The organism is Streptomyces sp. NPDC087440 (assembly GCF_044744005.1).
In the GTDB taxonomy this organism is placed as follows: Bacteria; Actinomycetota; Actinomycetes; order Streptomycetales; family Streptomycetaceae; genus Streptomyces.
The window spans coordinates 65887-84553 of record NZ_JBIUXN010000004.1 but is presented as its reverse complement, the minus strand read 5'-3'; the positions used below and the strand labels follow the sequence as shown (position 1 = coordinate 84553).

Sequence of the window (18667 nt, the reverse complement as noted above, 5' to 3'; positions counted from 1 at the left end):
GGGGCTCTTTCAGCGCCGGGCGATACGGCGACGTGCACCACGGATCAGGGCGTCGAGTTCGGCCAGCCGCAGCGGCCGCGCGAGCAGCGCGAAGGCGAGCGCGACGACCGCCGCACCGGCCGCCGCCGCGGCCACGGCCCCCGCCCGTCCCGCCCAGGAGGCGACGACGTACGCCAGGACGGTGGCGGGCACGGCGGCCACCAGCAGCCGCACGACGGCACCGAGCGCGGACGACCGCCACGGCCGGTCCACACCCAACCGGCGGCTCAGCACCAGCCCCGTCACCGCCCACCCCGCGAACAGGGCCAGCGAGTACGCCGCCGCGAGCCCGGTGACCGCCCAGCGGGCGGGCAGCACCTGGGCCGCGGTCACCGACAGGCCCGCGTTGAGGGCGACGATCACCAGGTTGAGCAGGAAGGGCGTACGGGTGTCGCCGAGCGCGTAGAAGGTGCGCGCCAGCACGTACTGCCCCGACAGGGCGAGCAGCCCGGGCGCGAACGCCATCAGGATGGTGGCCATCGCGGCGGTGTCGGCCGCACTCGTCGCACCGTGCCCGTAGACGACGGCCATGATCGGGTGGGCGAGCGCGAGCAGCGCGCAGGCCGCCGGGACGATCACGGCGGACGTGGAACGCAGGGCGTACGCGACGTCCCCGCGCACGGCCGCGAGGTCCTGGTCGGCGGCGGCCGCGCTCATCCGGGGCAGCAGCGCCGTCAGCAGGGAGACGGTGACGATGCCGTGCGGGACGAGCCACAGGACGTAGGCGTTGTTGTACGCGCCGTAGCCCGGGGCCCCGTGGGAGGAGCCCGCGGCGGTGGCCAGCCGGGTCGTCACCCAGTACGCGCCCTGGTTGGCCAGCACCAGCAGCACCAGCCAGCCCGCCGACCGCAGCGGCCGGGTCAGCCCGCTGCCCCGCCAGTCGAAGCGCGGCCGCCACCGGAAGCGGGCCGCGCGCAGCGCCGGGGCGAGCGCGAGGGCCTGGACGGCGATCCCGGCGGTGGTGCCCCAGCCGAGCAGGGCGGTCTCGGAGGGGGTCAGGAGGCCACCGCCGCCCAGCGAGAGCCCCAGGAACAGCCCGAACACCCCGATGACGACGACGTTGTTGAGGACCGGCGCCCACATCATCGCGCCGAACCGGCCGCGCGCGTTGAGCACCTGGCTCAGCAGGGTGAACACGCCCAGGAAGAAGATCTGCGGCAGGCAGTAGCGGGCGAAGGCGACCGCCATCGACGCCTGCGCGCCGGTGTAGTCGGTGTACGCGCCGACGATCGCGGGCGCCGCCCACACCCCGGCGGCGGTGATCACCAGCAGGGCGAGCACGCACACCGTGATGAGCCGGTCGGTGTACGCGGCCCCGCCGTCCTGGTGCTCCTTGGCCGCCCGGACCAGCTCGGGCACGAAGACGGCGTTGAGCGCGCCGCCGAGGAGCAGCATGTAGACGATGGTGGGCAGCGAGTTGCCGACCGCGTAGCCGTCGGGGACGGTCCCGATGGTGCCGATCGCCGCCGCGACCACGGCGGACCGTACGAAACCGGTGGCCCGCGAGACCAGGGAGCCCGCGGCCATGAGGAGGCTGCTGCGGGCGGCGGACGCGGGCTCGGGGGAGGAGGGCCGGGGGCCGGCCTCCGGGGCAGTCTCGGCCTCGGGGGGAAGCGCCTGGCGCGCGGAAGCGCTCACCGGCGGTTCAGGTACGCCTGGAAGGCGCGGTACAGCGTCCGGTTGGTGGTGCCGCTCAAGGCCTTCTCCCATTCCCCCAAGGTCTCGACGACCTGTCCCCCGGTGCCGAGCTTCCACCGCAGGAGGCCGTACGCACGTTCGCCCGGGTCGAGAGTGGAGGGTACCCCGCGCATGTCGTACACGTCAGCGCCCGATGCGTGGGCGTCCAGCAGCATGTGCCACTGGAGGGCGTTGGACGGGCGCACCTCGCGGCGGTGGTCGGCGGAGGCGCCGGTCTGGTACCAGGCCCTGCGCCCCACGGTGATCATCGTGTGGGCGGCGAGGACCTCCCCCTGGTGCCGGGCCAGGTACAGCTTCATCCGCCCCGGCTCCTCGGCGTTGAGCGCCGCGAACTGCCGCTCGTAGTACGCGAGCGAGCGCCCCAGCCGGAAGCCGTCCCGCTCCTCGGTGATGCGCAGCAACCGGTAGAACTCGGGCAGATCGGCCGCACTGCCCACCACCACCTCCACGCCCTCCTTCCGGGCCCGCCGTACGTTCCTGCGCCACTCCTGGCTGAGCCCGGACCACAGGTCCTCGGTGCTGCGCCCGGCGAGCGGCACCCGGAAGACATGGCGCGGCTGGGCGTCCCCGTCACCCCCCTGGGCGTCGTCGCCGCAGCGCTGCCAGCCCCGGGCGCGCAGCCGCTCGCCCACCGCCGCGCCGAGCGGGTCGACCTCGCTGGCCAGGACGTCGCCGAGCCGTCGGCCCGGGTGGCCGGCGGACTTCAGCAGGGCGGCGTCCCAGCGCCGGTACGCGGGCGAGGGCCCGATGCGGACGGCGAAGGCGCCCTCGGCCCGCAGGTGTTCCACCAGGGGGTCGAGCCAGCGGTCGACGTCCGGCTCCGCCCAGTCGACCACGGGCCCTTCGGGGAGGTACGCGAAGTACTTGCGTGTCCCGGGCAGTTGGCGCAGCAGCACCAGCGCCACGCCGGTGAGCCGCCCGGCCCGCGGATCGGGCCCCCAGCCGAGCAGCAGCGACCGCCACCCCTCCTTCACGTCGGCCCAGGAGGGGCACTGGAGGAAGGCGGCCTCCAGATCGGTGCCCTCATGGGAGGCGAGGAAGGCGCGGTAGGCCTCGGCGGTGACGGGGGCCAGGACGAGGGCGTCCTCCGCACGGGGTTCCTGGCGGGACGCGCCGGATGCGCGGGATGCGGGGGACGCGGGGGACGCGGGCGGAACGAGCAGCGCTGTCACGGTCTGGGCCTCTCCATCTCCCCGGACGGGGACGGGGGTTCTCCCCGGACGGTCCGTGGGGTCGCCGCAGATGCTCACAGCCGTCCATGACCGCTCCGTACGGCGAATGTGACCGGACCATGACCGTTCCTCACCAGTCGCCGTCACATTGCTCCGGCACCGCTGACCTGCCCTTATCCCGTCCTAGAGTCACAACCCGGGTCGCCGTCGGCGCACTTGCCGACCCCTGCGCCCGCCTTTCCCGCCACGGAGGTCCCGTTGACCCGCACTCGCGCCCACCACTCGATACGTACGGTACGAACCCTCGTCGCCGCGGCCCTGCTCGCACCGCTCGTGGCCGCCTGCACCGCGGACCCCGCCCCGTCGGCGGCCGGAGGAGCGGGGACGGGGACGGGAACGGGCAAGGGCGCCCCGGCCGCCGACAACGAGGGCCCCGTCACGGTGAAGGTCACCCCCACGGGCAAGCAGGCCGAGGCGGGACAGCCGGTGACCGTCACCGCGACCGGCGGCCGCCTCACCTCGGTCACCGTCACCGACACCAAGGGCGGCGACCTCCCGGGCAGGGCTGCCCCCGACGGCCTCACCTGGACCTCCGCCCGCAAGGCCGCACCCGGCACGACGTACGCGGTGACGACGCAGACCCGTACCCGGGGCGGCACGTCCTCCACCCACCGCGCCTTCTTCACCACGACCGCCGCCGCCCAGGTCAACAAGGTCGACTGGCGCCCGGGCACCGGCACCACCGTCGGCGTCGCCCAGCCCGTCTCCCTGGTCTTCGACCACCCGGTCAAGAACCGCGCCGAGGTCGAGAAGCAGCTGAAGGTCACCACCTCGAACCCCACCGAGGGCTCCTGGGGCTGGATGCGGGACTACTCCGGCAAGGACCGTGTCGACTGGCGCCCGAAGGACTACTGGAAGCCCGGCACCAAGGTCACGGTGACCGCCGAGCTCAACGGCACCGCCTCCTCCGACGACCGCTGGTTCGTCCGCGACTACACGACCACCTTCACCGTCGGCCCGCAGCAGATCGTGAAGGTCGACCTCGACACCCATCGGCTGACCCTGCTGCGCGACGGCAGGACGGTCCGTCGCATCCCGGTCTCCGGCGGCACCCCGGGCGGCGACAAGCGCTCCTGGCGGGGGACGGCCGTCCTGATGGCGAAGGAGGGCACGATCAACATGAACTCCGAGACGGTCGGCCTCGGCAACGCCTACGACAAGGACGTCGCCTACTCGATGCGCCTGACCTGGTCGGGCATGTACGCCCACGCCGCCCCGTGGAACGCCCGCTACTTCGGCAACTCCAACCAGAGCTCCGGCTGCATCGGCATGAGCAACGCGGACGCGTCCTGGTTCTACGCCCAGGTCCGCCCCGGCGACCCCTTCGAGATCACCGGCAAGGACACCAAGGGCGTCGTCGCCCCGAACAACGGCTTCGGCCAGTGGAACATGTCCTGGCCCGCCTGGCAGGCGACCAGCGCACTCCACTGAGGCCGGCGCACTCCGCTGAGGCCGGCGCGCCCGTCTCCCCGCGCGCCCTTCCGGCGCTCAGCCGCCGCAGCCCCCGCATCCGCCGCAGCCCCCGCACGAGGAGGACGCGTCGCCGTCGTGCGACGCGTCGTTGTCGGAGTGGAGGTCGTTCAGGGCGGCCGTCCACGCGGCGGTTCCCACCACCGCGCCGCCCGCCACCCAGCTCGTGGCGCTGCCCCCGTGTGTCGCGTACGGCGCGGGGCGCGGGGTGCGACGTCTGCGGGCCCTCCTGGCGAGGGCGATCACCACCAGCAGGAAGGCCGCCGCGAGCACCGCGATCCAGATCCCCGACACGGACCTCACCGTCCCTCTGGGTTTCCCCCGCCACACGGGGGGCGCACTTCGACGGTCCCAGAGGGGGGAGGGGCGCGTCCAGAGTGCGGCGCGCCCCTGTCCCGGGAGGGGGCTCAGCGGGCCAGCAGGCCCGAACTGACCCACAGGCGGCGGCCCGCGCCGCGCAGTACGCCGATGTCGTCGAGGAAGTCGGTGAGGCGGCGGGCCCCGTTCTGCATGACCTCTGTGCGGTGGCCGCTCGCCTTCACCTGGGCGATCGCCTCGCGCCGGTCGAGGCCCACGTTCTCGTACACCTTCGGGTTGATGAAGCAGGTGGAGAAGACCCGTGCGGCCTCCCCGCAGCTCAGCCGGGTGAACTCCTGCTCCCAGCGCGGCGCGGTCACCATCTGGCGCCGCAGCTCCTCACGCGCGTACCGCACGTGCCGCGCCTCCTCGATGACGTGGATGCGGGTCACCCCGCGCACCAGGGTCTGGATGCGCTCGTCCGGGAAGGTCAGCCGCTGCATCCAGTCGAGGATCTCCTCGCCGAGGAGGGTGGCGGCGAAGGAGCCGGGGGTGGTGGAGACGGTCTTCAGGACGCGGGCGAGGTTGTGATAGACGCGCGGGACCGGGTAGTTGGGCGCGCCGCCCTTCTGGATCATCTTCGCGAACATCATCGAGTGGCGGCACTCGTCCGCGATCTCGGTGAGCGCGTAGCGGACGTGATTGCTGGTGACCGACTTGTCGTAGATGTGGCGTACCAGGAGCTGCATCAGGATGATTTCGAACCAGATGCCGAGGGAGGCGATCGCCGCCGCCTCGTGCCGGGCCAGCTCCATCCGCTGGTCCTCGGACATCTTCTTCCACAGCGGGGTGTCGTAGAGGGACACCAACTCCGGCGGCCAGTACCACTTGCCCTCGTCGGCGGGCGCGTCCCAGTCGAGTTCCGTGTCCGGGTCGAAGGAGTGCTTGGCCGACGATTCGAGCAGCCGCTCGGCGACCTGCTCGCGGTCCTTGAGCCACCCGAGCGCGTCGCGGAGTGCGGTGAAGTCGGTCTCGGTCGGCTCGGTATTCCGTGCCGGGGCGGTCGTCATGGTCGGAGCACCTCGTGGTTGGGGAACCGGGGATTCCCGGCGGCCGGGCCGTGGGGGACAGCCGGGTTACCGGGGGTCACCTCTTATGAGACTCCTTGTCAGCAAGGCCGTCAATCCCCTGTGCAGCACTTGTTGGCGCCGTGTTGACGGGCTTGTTGACCGTGCGTCTACCTACGTGTGAGCCTGCCAACTAAGCGATTGCATACGTCTGTTGGAGATGCGAAGGGGCCGTTCATGTCGACGCACGAGCTCTACACCAACCCTCCGTCCGAGCCGGTCTGGCAGGTGCCCGCCACCGGTCAGGCGCGTTTCTCGTGGGAGTACGACGAGGGCCGCGAGCGCCTCATCGCCCTCTACCAGAAGGGCAAGGACAAGCAGTGGGACGGTGCCAAGCGCATCGACTGGTCCCTCGAAGTCGACCCGATGGACCCCCTGGGCACCCCCGACGAGGCCCTGAACCTCTACGGCACCCGCTACTGGGACCGGATGACCGACAAGGACAAGGGCGACCTGCGCCGGCACTACACCTCCTGGCAGTTCAGCCAGTTCCTGCACGGCGAACAGGGCGCGATGGTCTGCGCGGCCCGCATCGTGGAGTCCGTCCCCGACCTCGACGCGAAGTTCTACTCCGCCACCCAGACCATGGACGAGGCCCGCCACGCCGAGATCTACTCCCGCTTCCTGCACGAGAAGATCGGCATGCTCTACCCCGTCAACGACAGCCTCCAGGGCCTGCTCGGCGACACCCTGCGCGACTCCCGCTGGGACATGCCCTACCTCGGCATGCAGGTCCTCATCGAGGGCCTGGCCCTCGCCGCCTTCGGCATGATCCGCGACACCACCACCAAGCCGCTGCCCAAGCAGATCCTCGCGTACGTCATGCAGGACGAGGCCCGCCACGTGGCGTTCGGCCGGATGGCCCTGCGCGACTACTACAAGCAGCTCTCCGACGCCGAACGCAAGGAGCGCGAGGACTTCGTCATCGAGGGCTGCTACCTGATGCGCGACCGCCTGCGCGGGGTCGAGGTCCTGGAGAACTTCGGCGTGCCCAAGCAGGAGGCGCACGAGTTCACCGAGCAGTCCGAGTTCCTGCACCTCTTCCGCAAGCTGCTCTTCTCGCGCATCGTCCCATGCGTGAAGGACATCGGCCTGTGGGGCGAACGCCTCCAGAAGGCGTACGTCGACATGGGCGTCTTCGAACTCGGCGACTCCAACCTCGACCTCCTCATGACCCAGGACGAGGAGATCGCCGAGCAACTGGACCGCGAACGCTTCGCGACGGAGGAGGCGGAACGGGTGGCGGAGGTACGGGACGCCATCGCGGCCGGTGCGGCGGACGCGGAGTCCTGACCCCGCGAACCCGGCCGGTCACCGCGTCCACCAGCGCGTAACCGCGCGTGCCGGGCGTCGCCGGTGCCGCCACGACCGCGTCATCGGCCTCGGGCAGCACCTCGCCGATGGCGGTGCGCACGGGGGCCGCGACACAGTGCACGAAGTCCTCGGCGGAGGAGATGGTGGCCACGCAGGGGCGGGGTCCGAGGCGCGGACGGCGGAGGGGGCCCTCTGAAAAGTGGGACAGTTTGCCGCCGAAGTGTCCCACTTTTGAGCGCGACCCCCTCCGCCCGGCCGCCTCAGCCGCCCAGGGCGCAGGATTCCCCGCCACCGTTCAGGAGGCGTTCGACCTCGCCCTGCGCCGCGTGCACGACGGCCCGAACCCGTTCCGCAGCGCCCGGTTCCCCGTTTCGCCTCGCTACGTCAGCGGGCCGCGGCCCGCGCGAGCCGGTCGAGCAGGGTCCGTACCCGTTCGCCCGCCGCCCCGGCCCCGCCCGACGTCAGCGCCGAACCCATGCCGCAGGCCACCGCACCGGCCGAGATCCACTCCGGTGCGTTGTCGATGGTCACACCTCCGGTGGGTATCACGGGGGCCTGCGGGAGCGCCGCGCGCACGTCCCGCAGCCAGGAGGGGGAGACGGCGGAGGCGGGGAAGAGCTTCAGGCCGTCGGCGCCCTCCTCCAGGGCCCGGACCATCTCGGTCGGCGTCGCGACACCCGGGAAGACCGGCACCCCGTACCGGTGACCGGTACGGATGACCTCCGGGTGCAGGCTCGGCGAGACCAGGAAGCGGGCCCCCGCCTCCACGGCCGCCCGCGCCGCCGCGCCGTCGATGACGGTGCCCGCCCCGATCAGCGCCTCCGGACGGGTCTCGGCGAGGTGCGCCACGGCGGTCAGCGCGCGCGGGGTGGTCAGCGACACCTCGACGGCGTGCAGCCCGGCGTCGAGCACCTGCGTGGCGGCCGCGACCGCGTCCTCGGGCCCCGCGCTCCGCACGATGCCGAAGACACGCTGTTCGGTGACGGCACGGACGAGTTCCCAGCGGTACGTCATGTCAACTACTCCTCTGATTCACGGGTGTTCAGCGATTCACGGTCTCGGCGTCCCCGCCGAACGACGTCAGCGCGCGCTCCAGGCCCCGCCGGTCCGGCAGCCCGTCGGTGTCCGTGGCGCACTGCACCACCAGAGCGGCCACCGCCGCCGCCTCACGCAGACAGGTCTCGTACGGTGCCTCCCGCAGCAGCGCCGACAGGAACCCGGCGGCGAACGCGTCCCCCGCCCCGACCGGGTCCACCACCGGCACCGAGAAGGCCGGGTGGGTCCAACTCCCCTCCGGGGTCAGGCACGTGGCCGACTTGTCACGGTGCTTGACGACCACCACCGGCGGCCGGTCCGTCGCCGCCCGGGCCACCCAGTCCTGCACGCCCCGCCGCCCGGCGAGCGCCGCCTGCTGTGCCGTCAGCACCCCGGCCGCCCCGTTCCGTACGCCCAGGACCTCCAGCTCGTCCTCCCCGGCCAGCACCACGTCCGCCCGCGCCAGCAGCGGCGCCACCACCTCGCGCCACTGCTCCGGCGCACCCAGCTTCAGCCGTACGTTCGGGTCGAAGGAGATCCGTACGCCTGCCGCGTCCGCCAGGTCGAACAGTCGCAGCGTCGCCCGGCGGGCGGCCGCCGACAGCATCGGCGTGATGCCGGTGACGTGCAGCAGCCGGGCCCCGCCGAGCGCCTCCGGTGTCAGCTCCCGGGCCGACAGCCGGGACGCCGCCGAACCCGCCCGGTAGTACTGCACGTCGATGCCGCGCGCCGGATGGCTGTCGCGCAGCAGCAGCCCGGTCGGGGCCTCGGGGTCGACCACCGCGTGCGTGGTGTCGATGCCCTCGGCCCGCAGCAGGCCCAGCACCGCCCGGCCCGCCGGATCGTCGCCGACCCGCCCCAGCCAGCGCACCGGGTGGCCCAGCCGGGCCAGGCCCGCCGCCACGTTGGACTCCGCGCCCGCGACCGACCGCCGGAAGGCGACCGCCCGCTCCAGCGGAATCCCCGGCTCGGCCAGCATCAGCAGCATGGCCTCCCCGTACACCACCACCTCGGGGCTCATCGGCCGAGCTCCGGTATCTCGGCGGCGAATTCCACGCAGAACCGGTCGATCATCCGCAGTTCCTCCTCGTCCAGCCGGTGCCCCGGCGCCCGGCAGTGCGCGGAGCCGAACCAGCCGCGCCGTACCGAGATCTCCTTCTCGGCCGCCACGATCAGCTCCACGCCCTGCATCCAGTACGAGAGATACGGAACCATCCGGGTGTGCAGGGCCACCGCACCGGCCTCGTCGCCCGCCTCCCACCGGCGCCACAGCTCGACGTACAACTCGGTGAACGAGCACCCCGGCTGCACCCCGACCGCGCCGCGCCGGCGTACCCGACGAACGCGGGCAGCGGACGCTCCCCGGCGGCGAGCAGGTGCAGCGTCGCCGCGTCCAGGGCGGTGCCGGTCTGGGCGGGCGCGTACTGCACCACCACCGGCAGCGGGTCCATGGCCGTCAGCACGGCCCGTACGTGCGCCGGCACCGCGTCCCGGGAGGGGCCCAGGAAATGCGGCGGCAGCAGGTTCAGGGCGTCCGCGCCCAGCTCGGCGGCGCGCAGCGCCTGCGCGACGGCGTGCCGGGTGGCGTGGTCGGGCACGGACACCACGGCGGCGACGTCGGTGCGGCGGCGGGTGCATTCCAGCAGCAGCGTGGTCAGCAGCTCCCGCTCGACGAGGTCCAGCTTGCGATCCGTCGGCGTGGAAGGGCACTTCGAGGACGGGGGAGACGCCAGGCGGACCAGGTCCCCGGTGTGCACGAAGGCGAGCGGGCCGCCCACCGCCGCCTCCGGCGCCACGTGCAGCACGCACGTGCCGAAGGCGGTGCCCGACATCCGGGCGTCGGAGATCCGCACCATGTCGCGCACGCCCGCGTCGAAGACCAGCGCCGGGCCGGTGTGCTCCAACCCCCTCACAGCCGGGCAACTCCCCACACCCTGAGGGATGTACCCCCTCCCGCCCACCGGGCACGATGCTGCCCATGAACCCACCCGGTACGAGCACGGACGCACCCGCCGAGAACCGCCCCGCCGCCCGCCGCAGCCTCGAAGCGCTCGCCCTCGGGGACGCCTTCGGGGAGCGCTGGTTCCCCCTCTTCCGCTTCCGGGAGGGCCTGGTCCCGGACACCGCGTACGACGACGTCCGCGCCCGGCGCCTCCCGGAGGGCCCCGTCTGGCACTGGACCGACGACACCGCGATGGCCCTCGCCCTGCACCGCGTCCTCACCGAACACGGCCGCGTCGTCCCCGACCGCCTGGCCGCCTGCTTCGCCCTGACCTTCGACGCGGACCCGGGGCGCGGCTACGGCCACGGCATGCACGTCCTGCTCCCCGGACTCCTCGCCCACCCCGGCGACTGGCGCACGCTCGCGCCCTCCCTCTTCGAGGGCGGCAGCCTGGGCAACGGGGCGGCGATGCGGGTCGCCCCGCTGGGCGCCTGGTTCGCACCCGACCTCGACCGTGCCGCCGAAGAGGCCGCACTGTCCGCCCGGGTCACCCACGCCCACCCGCAGGGCATCGCCGGGGCGGTGGCGGTCGCCGTCGCCGCGGCCCTCTCGGTACGGGGCGAACTGACCCTCACCGGGGTCGCGGAACGCACCCCGCCCGGCCCGGTGCGTGACGGACTGCTCAGGGCGGCCGGCCTCCCCTTCACCACCGCCCCGTGGAAGGCGGCCGACCTGCTCGGCAACGGGCAGCGCATCCGGGCCGACGACACGGTCCCCTTCGCGGTGTGGACGGCCGCCCGCCACCCCGACTCCCTGGAGGACGCCCTGTGGTCGACCGCCGAGGGCTTCGGCGACGTCGACACGACCTGCGCGATCACGGGCGGAATCGTGGGGGCACGCGTGGGAGTGGAGGGGATGCCGGGGGAGTGGTTGGAGCGGAGGGAGGCGCTGGGGTGAGGGGGCGGCTGTCAAGGGCGGATCGCCGATCACTCGTACGAGGGGCGGTTCGGCAATCACTCTGGGTAGGCTTTCCGCGTCAGACAGACTCCGCCCCATGGGAGCAATCATGAGCGCCGCACGCGAGTACGGGCTGGACGAGAGCTACGAGTGGGTCCGTCCGCCCGTCGGCGGGTGGACGGCTGACGACCTCGACCGGCTTCCGAATCTTCCTCCGCACACGGAGCTGATCGACGGGAGCCTCGTCTTCATGAGTCCGCAGACCCGGTTTCACTCGCGCGTCATGCGTCTGCTGGAGAACGCGCTGATGGAGCAGGCTCCGGAGCATCTGGAAGCGGTCCGGGAGCTGACAGTCCGGCTGAATGACCGGAACCGCCCGGAGCCCGACATCGTCGTCGTGCCGGTCGACGCGGACACAGGGCCGGGGCAGACCTGGTTCACACCGGAGGACGTCGTTCTCGCGGTGGAAGTCGTCTCTGCCGAGTCCGCTGAGCGTGACCGTGAGACAAAGCCGCGCAAGTACGCCGCCGCCGGTATCCCGCACTTCTGGCGCGTCGAGGAGAGTTACGGCCTCCCCGTCGTGTACGTCTTCGAACTCGATCCTGCGACCCACACGTACGGCGCGGCCGGAATCTTCCACGACCGCCTCAAGCTTTCCGTCCCCTTCCCGATCGACATCGACCTGACCGCGATCAACCGCCGCCGCTGAACCGGGGCGGCGGCCCCGGGGCCACCCGTGCCGCCAGCCCCGCCAGCAGGTTCTCCGCCCCGAAGCCCGCGACGAGTTGCAGGCCCACCGGGCAGCCGTCCGCCGTGAAGCCCGCCGGGACGCTCGCCGCCGGATGCCCGCTCACGTTGAACGCCCACGTCAGCGCGGTGGAGAAGCGGCCGTCCGGCCCCTCGTGCCCGTGCGGGCCAAAGGGGGTGACCGGAGTCGCCAACACCCGTACACCGGAGAAGAGTTCGGCCAGGCGGGCATCGTTCTCCCGGGCCACCGGCCCCGGCGCACCCCCGCCCCGTATCGCGAACCACTCCTGTCGGGGGTCCAGGAGGGCGAAGTCCGCAGCCTCCTCCAGTACGAACAGCCGCTCCGCCGCCCGCCGCGCGATCCCCGCCACCTCCTCGTCCAGGTCAGGGCCCGCCGCGAAGCCCAGGTCCGGCGACCACACCGCCCGCGTCGGCAGCACCTCCGCAGCCTCGTACCCCTCCACCACGCACCCCAAGTACGCCTCCAGCTCCGCCGCCGACCTCCCCAGCACCCCCGCCGTCGCCAGCCCCGTACGGTCCGGCGACGGCAGCAGTCCCCGCGTCGTCCGCAGCCCGAACACCCCGCACCACGCCGCCGGAATCCGCACCGACCCCGCCCCGTCGCTCCCGGTGGCCAGCGGCACCATCCCCGCCGCGACCGCCACCGCCGAACCGGCCGAGGAACCCCCGGGGGTGAGGTCCGGCCGGTGGGGGTTCAGGGTCCGGCCCCCGGCGCCCAGGCCCCACGTCTGCCAGTACGTCCCCGGGCCCGGCACCGACGTCGCCCCCACCGGCACCGCCCCCGCCGCGACCAGCCTCCGCGCGGCGTAGGAGCGTAGACCCGCACGCCCCTTCACCGCGAACGGCAGCCCGTACAGCGGGAGTTCGGAGAGGGCGGGGTCGGGAGCCGCGTCCTGCCACACCTCCAGGAACGCGCACAGGCGCGGGTCCGCCTCCGCGATCCGCGCCAACGACCGATCCACATCCATGCGGATCAGTCTCCCAGCACCGCCTCCATCACCGACCGCGCGATCGGCGCCGCCAGCCCCCCGCCCGTGATGTCCCCGCGCCGTGCCGCCGCGTCCTCCACCACCACGGCCACCGCCACCCCCGGCACCCCCGCCCCGTCCTTCTGCGCCCAGGAGATGAACCAGGCGTACGGCACACCGGAGTTGCCCACCCCGTGCTGCGCCGTGCCCGTCTTGCCGCCCACCGTGACACCCGGGATCGCGGCATTGCCGCCGGTGCCGTTCTCCACGACGTCGACCATCATCCGCTGGAGCTGCATCGCCGTCGCCGGATTCATCGCCTGCTGGTACGAGCGGGTGGCCGTCTGCGCGACCAGCCCGCCCTTCTTCGTGGTCGTGCTGTCCACCAGGTGCGGCCGGTTGAGGTCGCCGCCGTTGGCCACCGCCGCCGCAACCATCGCCATCTGCAAGGGAGTTGCCCGCGTGTCGAACTGCCCGATGGAGGACAGCGCCAACTGGTCGTCACTCATGCTCTTGTCGAAGTTGCTCGCCGCGACCGGCGACGGAATCCGGATGCCCCGGTCGTTGAACCCGAACCGCCCCACCGTGTCCAGCATCGACGCCAGTCCCGTCTTCACCCCCAGGTTCGCCATCACCGTGTTGCACGACACCCGGATCGCGTACGCCAGCGACGCCTTCTCGCAGCCGCTCGCCTCGTTGGGGAGCGGGGTGCGGGTGCCCGGCAGGACGTACGGGTCCGGGGTGTCCGTCGGCGCGTCCACGTCGCCCACCACCCCCGCGTCCAGCGCCGCCGCCGCCGTCACGATCTTGAAGGTGGAGCCCGGCGGATACGTCTGCCGGATCGCCCGGTTCAGCATCGGCTGGCTCGTCGCGGCGTTGAGCCGCGCCCACGTCTCGGCGACCGTGCGGCCCGTCCCCGACAGCAGTCCCGGATCGTACGAAGGGCTGCTGACCAGCGCCAGAATGCGCCCGGTGGCGGGCTCCAGGGCGGCGACCGCACCGCGCCGCCCGCCCAGGCCCTCGTACGCGGCCCGCTGGGCGGCGGCCCGGATCGTCGTCGCCACGTTCCCGCCGGGCTGCTGCGCCCGGGTCAGCTCGGTCCAGAAGGGGAGCGGGGCGAGCATCGGATCGGTGCCGGAGAGGATGTCGTCCTCGGCGGCCTCGACGAAGGCCGTCCCGTACGTCTGCGAGGCGTAGCCGGTGACCGGCGCGTACAACGGGCCCTGGGCGTAGGTGCGTTCCCAGCGCAGCTGCTCGCCGGTGTCCTTGGAGCCGGTGACGGGCTTGCCGTCGACCAGGATGTTCCCGCGCTCCTGGGCGTACCGGACGATGTTCTGGCGCCGGTTGGCCGGGTTGTCGTCGAGCGCGTCGGCCTGGAGGACCTGGACGCGGGCGGCGTTGAGGAGGAGGGCGACCAGCAGGATCAGGCAGCACCCGGCCGCCCGGCGGATGTAGCGGATCACGTCGGCCGCTTCCCTTCCAAGGTCGACTGTTTCCCTTCCGACTTCGTCCGTACGTCGCTGAGCCCGGCCAGGTCCCGTTCCACCACGGCGGCGATCTGCCCGGTGTCCGCGGCGGACGGGCGGGGGCTGCGGGCCGAGTCGCTGACCCGGATCAGCAGCGCCACGATGATCCAGTTGGTGACGACGGACGAGCCGCCCTGGGCGAGGAACGGCATCGCCATGCCGGTCAGCGGGATCAGGCCCATCACCCCGCCCGCGATGACGAAGACCTGGAGCGCGACGATCGAGGCGAGACCGATGGCGAGCAGGCGGCCGAACGGGTCGCGCAGGGCGAGGCCCGCCCGGTAGCCGCGGGCCACCAGGAGCGCGTACAGCAGGAAGAGCGCGGTCAGGCCGGTCAGGCCGAGCTCCTCGCCCGCGGTGGCGAGGATGAAGTCGGACTTCGCGGCGAAGCCGATGAGGATGGAGTGGCCGAGGCCGAGACCGGTGCCGAGCATCCCCCCTGCGGCGAACGCGAAGAGGGACTGGGCGAGTTGGCCGGGCCCGTTGCCCGCCTCGATGGAGGCGAAGGGGTGCAGCCAGTCCGCGACCCGGCTGTGCACGTGCGGCTCGACCGACCCCACTGCGTACGCGCCGACCGCCGCGAGCAGCAGGCCCACCGCGATCCAGCCGGTGCGGCCGGTGGCGACGTACAGCATGATCACGAAGAGGCCGAAGAAGAGGAGCGAGGTGCCCAGGTCCCTCTCCAGGACCAGGACGCCCACGCTGAGCAGCCAGATCGCGGCGATCGGGCCGAGCACCCGGCCGGTCGGCAGCTGGAGGCGCTTGAAGAGGAAGGTGCGGCCGGTGTAGGCGAGGGCGTTGCGGTTCGCGGCGAGGTAGGCGGCGAAGAAGACCGCCAGGAGGATCTTCGCGAACTCGCCGGGCTGGAAGGACAGGCCCCCGAACCTGATCCAGATCTTCGCGCCGTTGATGGCGGGGAAGAAGATCGGCACCGCCATCAGGAACAGGGCCGCCGCGCACGAGACGTACGCGTACCGGGACAGCACCCGGTGGTCGCGCAGCAGCACGACGACCGCGATGAACAGGCCGACCCCCAGCGTCGACCAGGTGAGCTGGGTGAACGCCGCCTGGTCCTTGGGCGTTTCCAGGTCGAGGCGGTAGATCAGGACCAGCCCGATGCCGTTGAGCAGCACGGCGATCGGCAGCAGCAGCGGATCGGCGTACGGGGCCCGGAAGCGCACCGCGAAGTGCGCGACCAGGGCGAGGACGCCGAGACCCGCGCCGTACTTCAGGGCGTCGGGCGGGGCGGTCCCGGTCTTGCCCAGGCCCGTGGCGCAGTAGCCGAGCACCGCGATCAGGACGGCGCCGACGAGGAGGCAGAGCTCGACGCCGCGCCGCTTGGGGAGGCGGAGCTCGGGTGGGGGAGCGTCGGTCACCCCGGGAGCGTCGGTCACCCCGGAAACGTAACAAGCGATTGTGCTTAATGTCCGTATATGTCATCGAGGGGGCGGGGGCGTCATTCCGGAGTGTGGCCCCAGGTGCGCGCCCGCCCCTCGACGGAGTCGCGGGTCAGCACCAGCGGGGGGAGTGCCCGCCCCTCGGCACGATGTACTGGGCGGAGCCCCAGGCCCAGGTGCCGTCGGTGAGCAGGTACCAGTGGTCGTTGCCCTCGACGTGGTCGCCGGTGGTCTTGCAGAAGATGTGGACGATCGCGCCGTAAGGCTCGGTGCGGATGATCCGGCTGCTGCGGGTCGGCTTGTCGCGCAGCTTCAGCCCGGACCTGGCGGTGACGCGGCCCTCGGTGTGCTGGGGGTGGGCGGCGGCGGGGTCGACGGACGCGGTGTCGGGGACGGCCTGCCCGGCGAGGGCGCTGTCGGGGACGGCCTGCTCGACGGGGGCCGTGTCGGGCACGGCCTGGTCGGCGAGGGCCGGGGTGGCGGCGAGGGCGGCGGACAGTGCACCGGCGGCGGCGCACAGGGCGACCTTCTGGAGCTTCGTGGGGGTGAGCATGTTGCCTCCTAGGGAGGAGTGGCCGCGCCCCGTTGCGGGACGCAGCCCTCAACTCGCTTGTCTCACCCTAGAATCGCCACTTATTGATCGCAAAGTGTCACTTTGTGTTGATGTGCGGGGCTTTGGGGAGTTGCTCGTGCACGGGGAGTACGAGCCGGGCGACGGCCCCTCCCTCCGGCGCGTTGGTGAACGTCAACCGGGCCCCGATCACCTCCGCCTGGCCCACCGCGATGGTCAGCCCGAGCCCGTGCCCGCCCTGCGAGCCGCCCGCCTCGGTACGGAAACGCTGCGGCCCGTGCTCCACCAGGTACGCCGGATAGCCGTCCCCGTGGTCACGCACGGTGATCACCGGACCGTCCACGGTCAGTACCACCGGCACCCGCCCGTGCTTGTGCGCGTTCGCCACGAGATTGCCGAGCACCCGCTCCAGCCGTCGCCGGTCCGTCTCGACGCCCACGTCCCGTACGACCCTGACCTCGGTCGGAGCGGGAATCGCCCGCACCGCCCGCTCGGCCAGCGGACCGAGCCGGTGCAGGTCCAGCTCCACCTGCTCGCTGCCCGAGTCGAGCCGGGAGATTTCGAGCAGGTCCTCGGTCAGCCGCCGCATGGCGTCCACCCGCTCCTGCACCATCTCCGACGGCCTGCCCGGCGGCAGCAGCCCGGCGGCGGCGGTCAGACCGGTCAGCGGGGTGCGCAGCTCGTGGGCGACGTCGGCGGTGAAGCGCTGCTCGCTCAGCAGCTTGCCCTGGAGCGTCCCGGCCATGGTGTCCAGGGCGCCGGAGACGATGGAGACCTCGTCCTCGTGCCGGTCCGGGTCCTGGTTGCGGGGGTCGTGCACCCGGGCGTCCAGGTCGCCCGCGCCGATCCGGCGGGCCACCCGGGCGGTCTGGTGCAGCCTGCGGGTCACCCGGGTGACGGCGAACGCGCCCACCAGCAGCGTTGCGCCGATGGCCAGCACCGAGGAGCCGAGGATGGCCCGGTCCAGGCCGGTGATGGTGTCCACGCCCTGCTGGTAGTCGAGCGCCACGGCCAGGGACCGCCGGTCGGCGGCGCGGGCCGCCCACATCCGGGGGCGGCCGTCGAGGTCGTTCTCCACGACGGTGCCCTGCTCGCCCTTGCGGTTCAGCTGCCGCAGGGGCTCCGGCAGCCCCGGCAGGTCGATGCCCGCGCCCGGCGGCAGCGGCTCGCCCGCCTCGTACGCCTCGGCCGCCCGGCCGAGGCGGTCGAGGGCCTTCTCACGGGCCTGCTCGACGGTCTGGTGGGTGACGGAGACGTGCACGAGGGCGCCCAGGAAGAAGGCGAGCAGGCAGCAGATCACGGTGAGGAAGGCGAGCGCCTTCCAGGTCAGCGAGGCGGTCCAGGCGGGGAACCGCAACCGGCGGGGGCTCATGCGGGGGGTCCGGGGGTGGGGCCGGGGTCCGGGTGGGCGTGGGGGCCTCCACCGCGACCGGTGCCGGGGCCGGTTCCCGGACCCGTGCCGGTGCCCGTTCCCGGGCCGGTGCGGTGCGGTCTCGGGCCGCGGACGACATGGACGATCTGGTCCTGCGTGGCCAGCATCGCGTGCTGGCGGGCGTCCCAGGTCCAGGCCGTGCGGTACTCGTATCCGGCGATCCCCGCGGGCACCCGCAGCACCAGGTCGCGGCCCGCGAACGCCACGCTGGTCACCGCGTCCGAGGTGCCCATGATGCGGGTCAGCCCGCCCTTCTCGGCGAGGTAGGCGCGGATGGCGAGCTGGTGCTCGGGCATCTTGATCCCGAGGATCAGCTCGTCCTTCCCGTCACCGGTGAGGTCGCGGTAGTACGGCTGGAGCACCGGGCACTGCTTCGGCCGCTCCCCGCACCGGTCCAGCTGGGCCACGGTCTCCGCGTACAGACCGTCGGGTCCGCTGTACGTGTCCGGGTGTGCGGCCACCTCCGCCTGGACGACCGCGACCGCGTTCACCTTGTGCACGTCGCCGTCCGGGACCTTGATGCCCCGGGCGGTCTCGGTCTCGGCCGCCCCGAAGTCCTCGGCGGGCGCGGTGGCGGGCGGCAGTGTGGGCCACAGCCGCACCGGGCCGACCGCCGTGGGGGCGGGGCCCGCGCTCTTCAGCTCGCCCGCCTGGACGCAGCCCGTCATCCCGGCGCAGACGGCGCCCGCCAGAACGGCCGCCGACACGACGGAGCGCCGTCGCGCGGTGGGCGACGGCGACAGCGACAGCGACGGCGACGGTCCCGGCTCGGGGGTGCGGCCGTGGGGGGGGGGGGGGGGGGGGGGGGGGGGCGGGCGCGGGGGGGGGGGGGGGGGGGGGCCCCGCCCGGCCCCCCCCCCCCCCCCCCCCCCCCCCCACACGCCCCGCACAGCG

Annotated in this window: 18 protein-coding genes and 1 pseudogene; 4 read left to right on the top strand and 15 right to left on the bottom strand. The window is 73.1% G+C overall.

The window, feature by feature from the left end; translation table 11 throughout:
* Positions 1 to 9: 9 nt before the first annotated feature.
* Both murJ and ACIO3O_RS11435 read right to left on the bottom strand, forming a co-directional pair.
* Entirely contained in the window at positions 10 to 1749 is a 1740-nt protein-coding gene (gene murJ / locus ACIO3O_RS11440) for a murein biosynthesis integral membrane protein MurJ (RefSeq protein ID WP_401744611.1), read from the bottom strand.
* Positions 1674 to 2909 (bottom strand): lipid II:glycine glycyltransferase FemX, encoded by a 1236-nt coding sequence (locus tag ACIO3O_RS11435; protein WP_401744609.1) that lies wholly within the window; start codon positions 2907 to 2909, stop codon positions 1674 to 1676. Before ACIO3O_RS11435 ends, murJ begins: the two co-directional genes overlap by 76 nt.
* A 258-nt stretch (positions 2910 to 3167) precedes the next feature.
* Here ACIO3O_RS11435 and ACIO3O_RS11430 point away from each other — a divergent pair, with 258 nt between their 5' ends.
* A complete protein-coding gene (locus tag ACIO3O_RS11430) occupies positions 3168 to 4400 on the top strand; it encodes an Ig-like domain-containing protein (RefSeq protein ID WP_401744607.1) in 1233 nt (410 codons plus the stop codon).
* 57 nt (positions 4401 to 4457) lie between these two features.
* Here ACIO3O_RS11430 and ACIO3O_RS11425 read toward each other — a convergent pair whose 3' ends face one another.
* Positions 4458 to 4733 (bottom strand): hypothetical protein, encoded by a 276-nt coding sequence (locus ACIO3O_RS11425; RefSeq protein ID WP_401744606.1) that lies wholly within the window; start codon positions 4731 to 4733, stop codon positions 4458 to 4460.
* A gap of 113 nt (positions 4734 to 4846) precedes the next feature.
* A complete protein-coding gene (locus tag ACIO3O_RS11420; RefSeq protein WP_401744605.1) occupies positions 4847 to 5806 on the bottom strand; it encodes a diiron oxygenase in 960 nt (319 codons plus the stop codon).
* A 234-nt stretch (positions 5807 to 6040) separates the two neighbouring features.
* On the opposite strand from ACIO3O_RS11420, the gene ACIO3O_RS11415 reads away from it, so the two are divergent.
* On the top strand, positions 6041 to 7156 hold the full coding sequence (locus ACIO3O_RS11415; RefSeq protein WP_401744604.1) for a ferritin-like domain-containing protein: 1116 nt from the start codon (positions 6041 to 6043) through the stop codon (positions 7154 to 7156).
* A 405-nt stretch (positions 7157 to 7561) separates the two neighbouring features.
* Here the strand turns inward: ACIO3O_RS11415 and ACIO3O_RS11410 are convergent, their stop codons facing one another.
* The 5 genes and pseudogenes from ACIO3O_RS11410 to ACIO3O_RS11390 all read right to left on the bottom strand — a co-directional run.
* On the bottom strand, positions 7562 to 8191 hold the full coding sequence (locus tag ACIO3O_RS11410) for a bifunctional 4-hydroxy-2-oxoglutarate aldolase/2-dehydro-3-deoxy-phosphogluconate aldolase (RefSeq protein ID WP_401744602.1): 630 nt from the start codon (positions 8189 to 8191) through the stop codon (positions 7562 to 7564).
* Positions 8192 to 8219: 28 nt separating this feature from the next.
* Complete coding sequence (locus ACIO3O_RS11405; protein WP_401744601.1) at positions 8220 to 9233, bottom strand: sugar kinase; 1014 nt, start codon at positions 9231 to 9233, stop codon at positions 8220 to 8222.
* Positions 9230 to 9394, bottom strand: coding sequence for a hypothetical protein (locus tag ACIO3O_RS11400; RefSeq protein WP_401744600.1), 165 nt, complete (start codon positions 9392 to 9394; stop codon positions 9230 to 9232). Before ACIO3O_RS11400 ends, ACIO3O_RS11405 begins: the two co-directional genes overlap by 4 nt.
* A complete protein-coding gene (locus ACIO3O_RS11395; protein ID WP_401744888.1) occupies positions 9385 to 9969 on the bottom strand; it encodes a dihydrodipicolinate synthase family protein in 585 nt (194 codons plus the stop codon). Before ACIO3O_RS11395 ends, ACIO3O_RS11400 begins: the two co-directional genes overlap by 10 nt.
* A pseudogene (locus ACIO3O_RS11390) lies at positions 9943 to 10083 on the bottom strand (dihydroxy-acid dehydratase); the annotation flags it as partial. The pseudogene ACIO3O_RS11390 and the gene ACIO3O_RS11395, both read right to left, overlap by 27 nt.
* 107 nt (positions 10084 to 10190) lie before the next feature.
* On the opposite strand from ACIO3O_RS11390, the gene ACIO3O_RS11385 reads away from it, so the two are divergent.
* Together ACIO3O_RS11385 and ACIO3O_RS11380 are read left to right on the top strand one after the other, a co-directional pair.
* Positions 10191 to 11111, top strand: coding sequence for an ADP-ribosylglycohydrolase family protein (locus ACIO3O_RS11385; RefSeq protein WP_401744598.1), 921 nt, complete (start codon positions 10191 to 10193; stop codon positions 11109 to 11111).
* Between the two features lie 109 nt (positions 11112 to 11220).
* Positions 11221 to 11820 (top strand): Uma2 family endonuclease, encoded by a 600-nt coding sequence (locus ACIO3O_RS11380; RefSeq protein WP_401744597.1) that lies wholly within the window; start codon positions 11221 to 11223, stop codon positions 11818 to 11820.
* Here the strand turns inward: ACIO3O_RS11380 and ACIO3O_RS11375 are convergent.
* From ACIO3O_RS11375 to ACIO3O_RS11350, 6 genes are all read right to left on the bottom strand, one after another.
* Positions 11804 to 12847: an amidase family protein gene (locus tag ACIO3O_RS11375; protein WP_401744596.1), complete on the bottom strand. Its 1044-nt coding sequence runs from the start codon at positions 12845 to 12847 to the stop codon at positions 11804 to 11806. The two genes, ACIO3O_RS11380 and ACIO3O_RS11375, sit on opposite strands and share 17 nt — an antisense overlap.
* A gap of 5 nt (positions 12848 to 12852) precedes the next feature.
* Complete coding sequence (locus ACIO3O_RS11370) at positions 12853 to 14310, bottom strand: penicillin-binding transpeptidase domain-containing protein (RefSeq protein WP_401744594.1); 1458 nt, start codon at positions 14308 to 14310, stop codon at positions 12853 to 12855.
* Positions 14307 to 15767, bottom strand: coding sequence for an FtsW/RodA/SpoVE family cell cycle protein (locus tag ACIO3O_RS11365; protein WP_401744592.1), 1461 nt, complete (start codon positions 15765 to 15767; stop codon positions 14307 to 14309). The genes ACIO3O_RS11370 and ACIO3O_RS11365 overlap by 4 nt, the downstream gene beginning before the upstream one ends.
* 115 nt (positions 15768 to 15882) lie before the next feature.
* Positions 15883 to 16323, bottom strand: coding sequence for an SH3 domain-containing protein (locus tag ACIO3O_RS11360; protein ID WP_401744590.1), 441 nt, complete (start codon positions 16321 to 16323; stop codon positions 15883 to 15885).
* A 97-nt stretch (positions 16324 to 16420) separates the two neighbouring features.
* Positions 16421 to 17713 (bottom strand): ATP-binding protein, encoded by a 1293-nt coding sequence (locus tag ACIO3O_RS11355; RefSeq protein WP_401744588.1) that lies wholly within the window; start codon positions 17711 to 17713, stop codon positions 16421 to 16423.
* Positions 17710 to 18480, bottom strand: a complete 771-nt coding sequence (locus tag ACIO3O_RS11350; protein WP_401744587.1) for a hypothetical protein — start codon at positions 18478 to 18480, stop codon at positions 17710 to 17712. Before ACIO3O_RS11350 ends, ACIO3O_RS11355 begins: the two co-directional genes overlap by 4 nt.
* Positions 18481 to 18667 lie beyond the last annotated feature (187 nt).

What these genes read in the sequence shown, in the direction of transcription:
- ACIO3O_RS11355 (WP_401744588.1), bottom strand. Translation starts at nt 17,713, where the DNA reads ATGAGCCCCCGCCGGTTGCGGTTCCCCGCCTGGACCGCCTCGCTGACC.
- ACIO3O_RS11360 (WP_401744590.1), bottom strand. Translation starts at nt 16,323, where the DNA reads ATGCTCACCCCCACGAAGCTCCAGAAGGTCGCCCTGTGCGCCGCCGCC.
- murJ (WP_401744611.1), bottom strand. Translation starts at nt 1,749, where the DNA reads ATGGGAGAAGGCCTTGAGCGGCACCACCAACCGGACGCTGTACCGCGC.
- ACIO3O_RS11405 (WP_401744601.1), bottom strand. Translation starts at nt 9,233, where the DNA reads ATGAGCCCCGAGGTGGTGGTGTACGGGGAGGCCATGCTGCTGATGCTG.
- ACIO3O_RS11385 (WP_401744598.1), top strand. Translation starts at nt 10,191, where the DNA reads ATGAACCCACCCGGTACGAGCACGGACGCACCCGCCGAGAACCGCCCC.
- ACIO3O_RS11410 (WP_401744602.1), bottom strand. Translation starts at nt 8,191, where the DNA reads ATGACGTACCGCTGGGAACTCGTCCGTGCCGTCACCGAACAGCGTGTC.
- ACIO3O_RS11420 (WP_401744605.1), bottom strand. Translation starts at nt 5,806, where the DNA reads ATGACGACCGCCCCGGCACGGAATACCGAGCCGACCGAGACCGACTTC.
- ACIO3O_RS11380 (WP_401744597.1), top strand. Translation starts at nt 11,221, where the DNA reads ATGAGCGCCGCACGCGAGTACGGGCTGGACGAGAGCTACGAGTGGGTC.
- ACIO3O_RS11415 (WP_401744604.1), top strand. Translation starts at nt 6,041, where the DNA reads ATGTCGACGCACGAGCTCTACACCAACCCTCCGTCCGAGCCGGTCTGG.
- ACIO3O_RS11375 (WP_401744596.1), bottom strand. Translation starts at nt 12,847, where the DNA reads ATGGATGTGGATCGGTCGTTGGCGCGGATCGCGGAGGCGGACCCGCGC.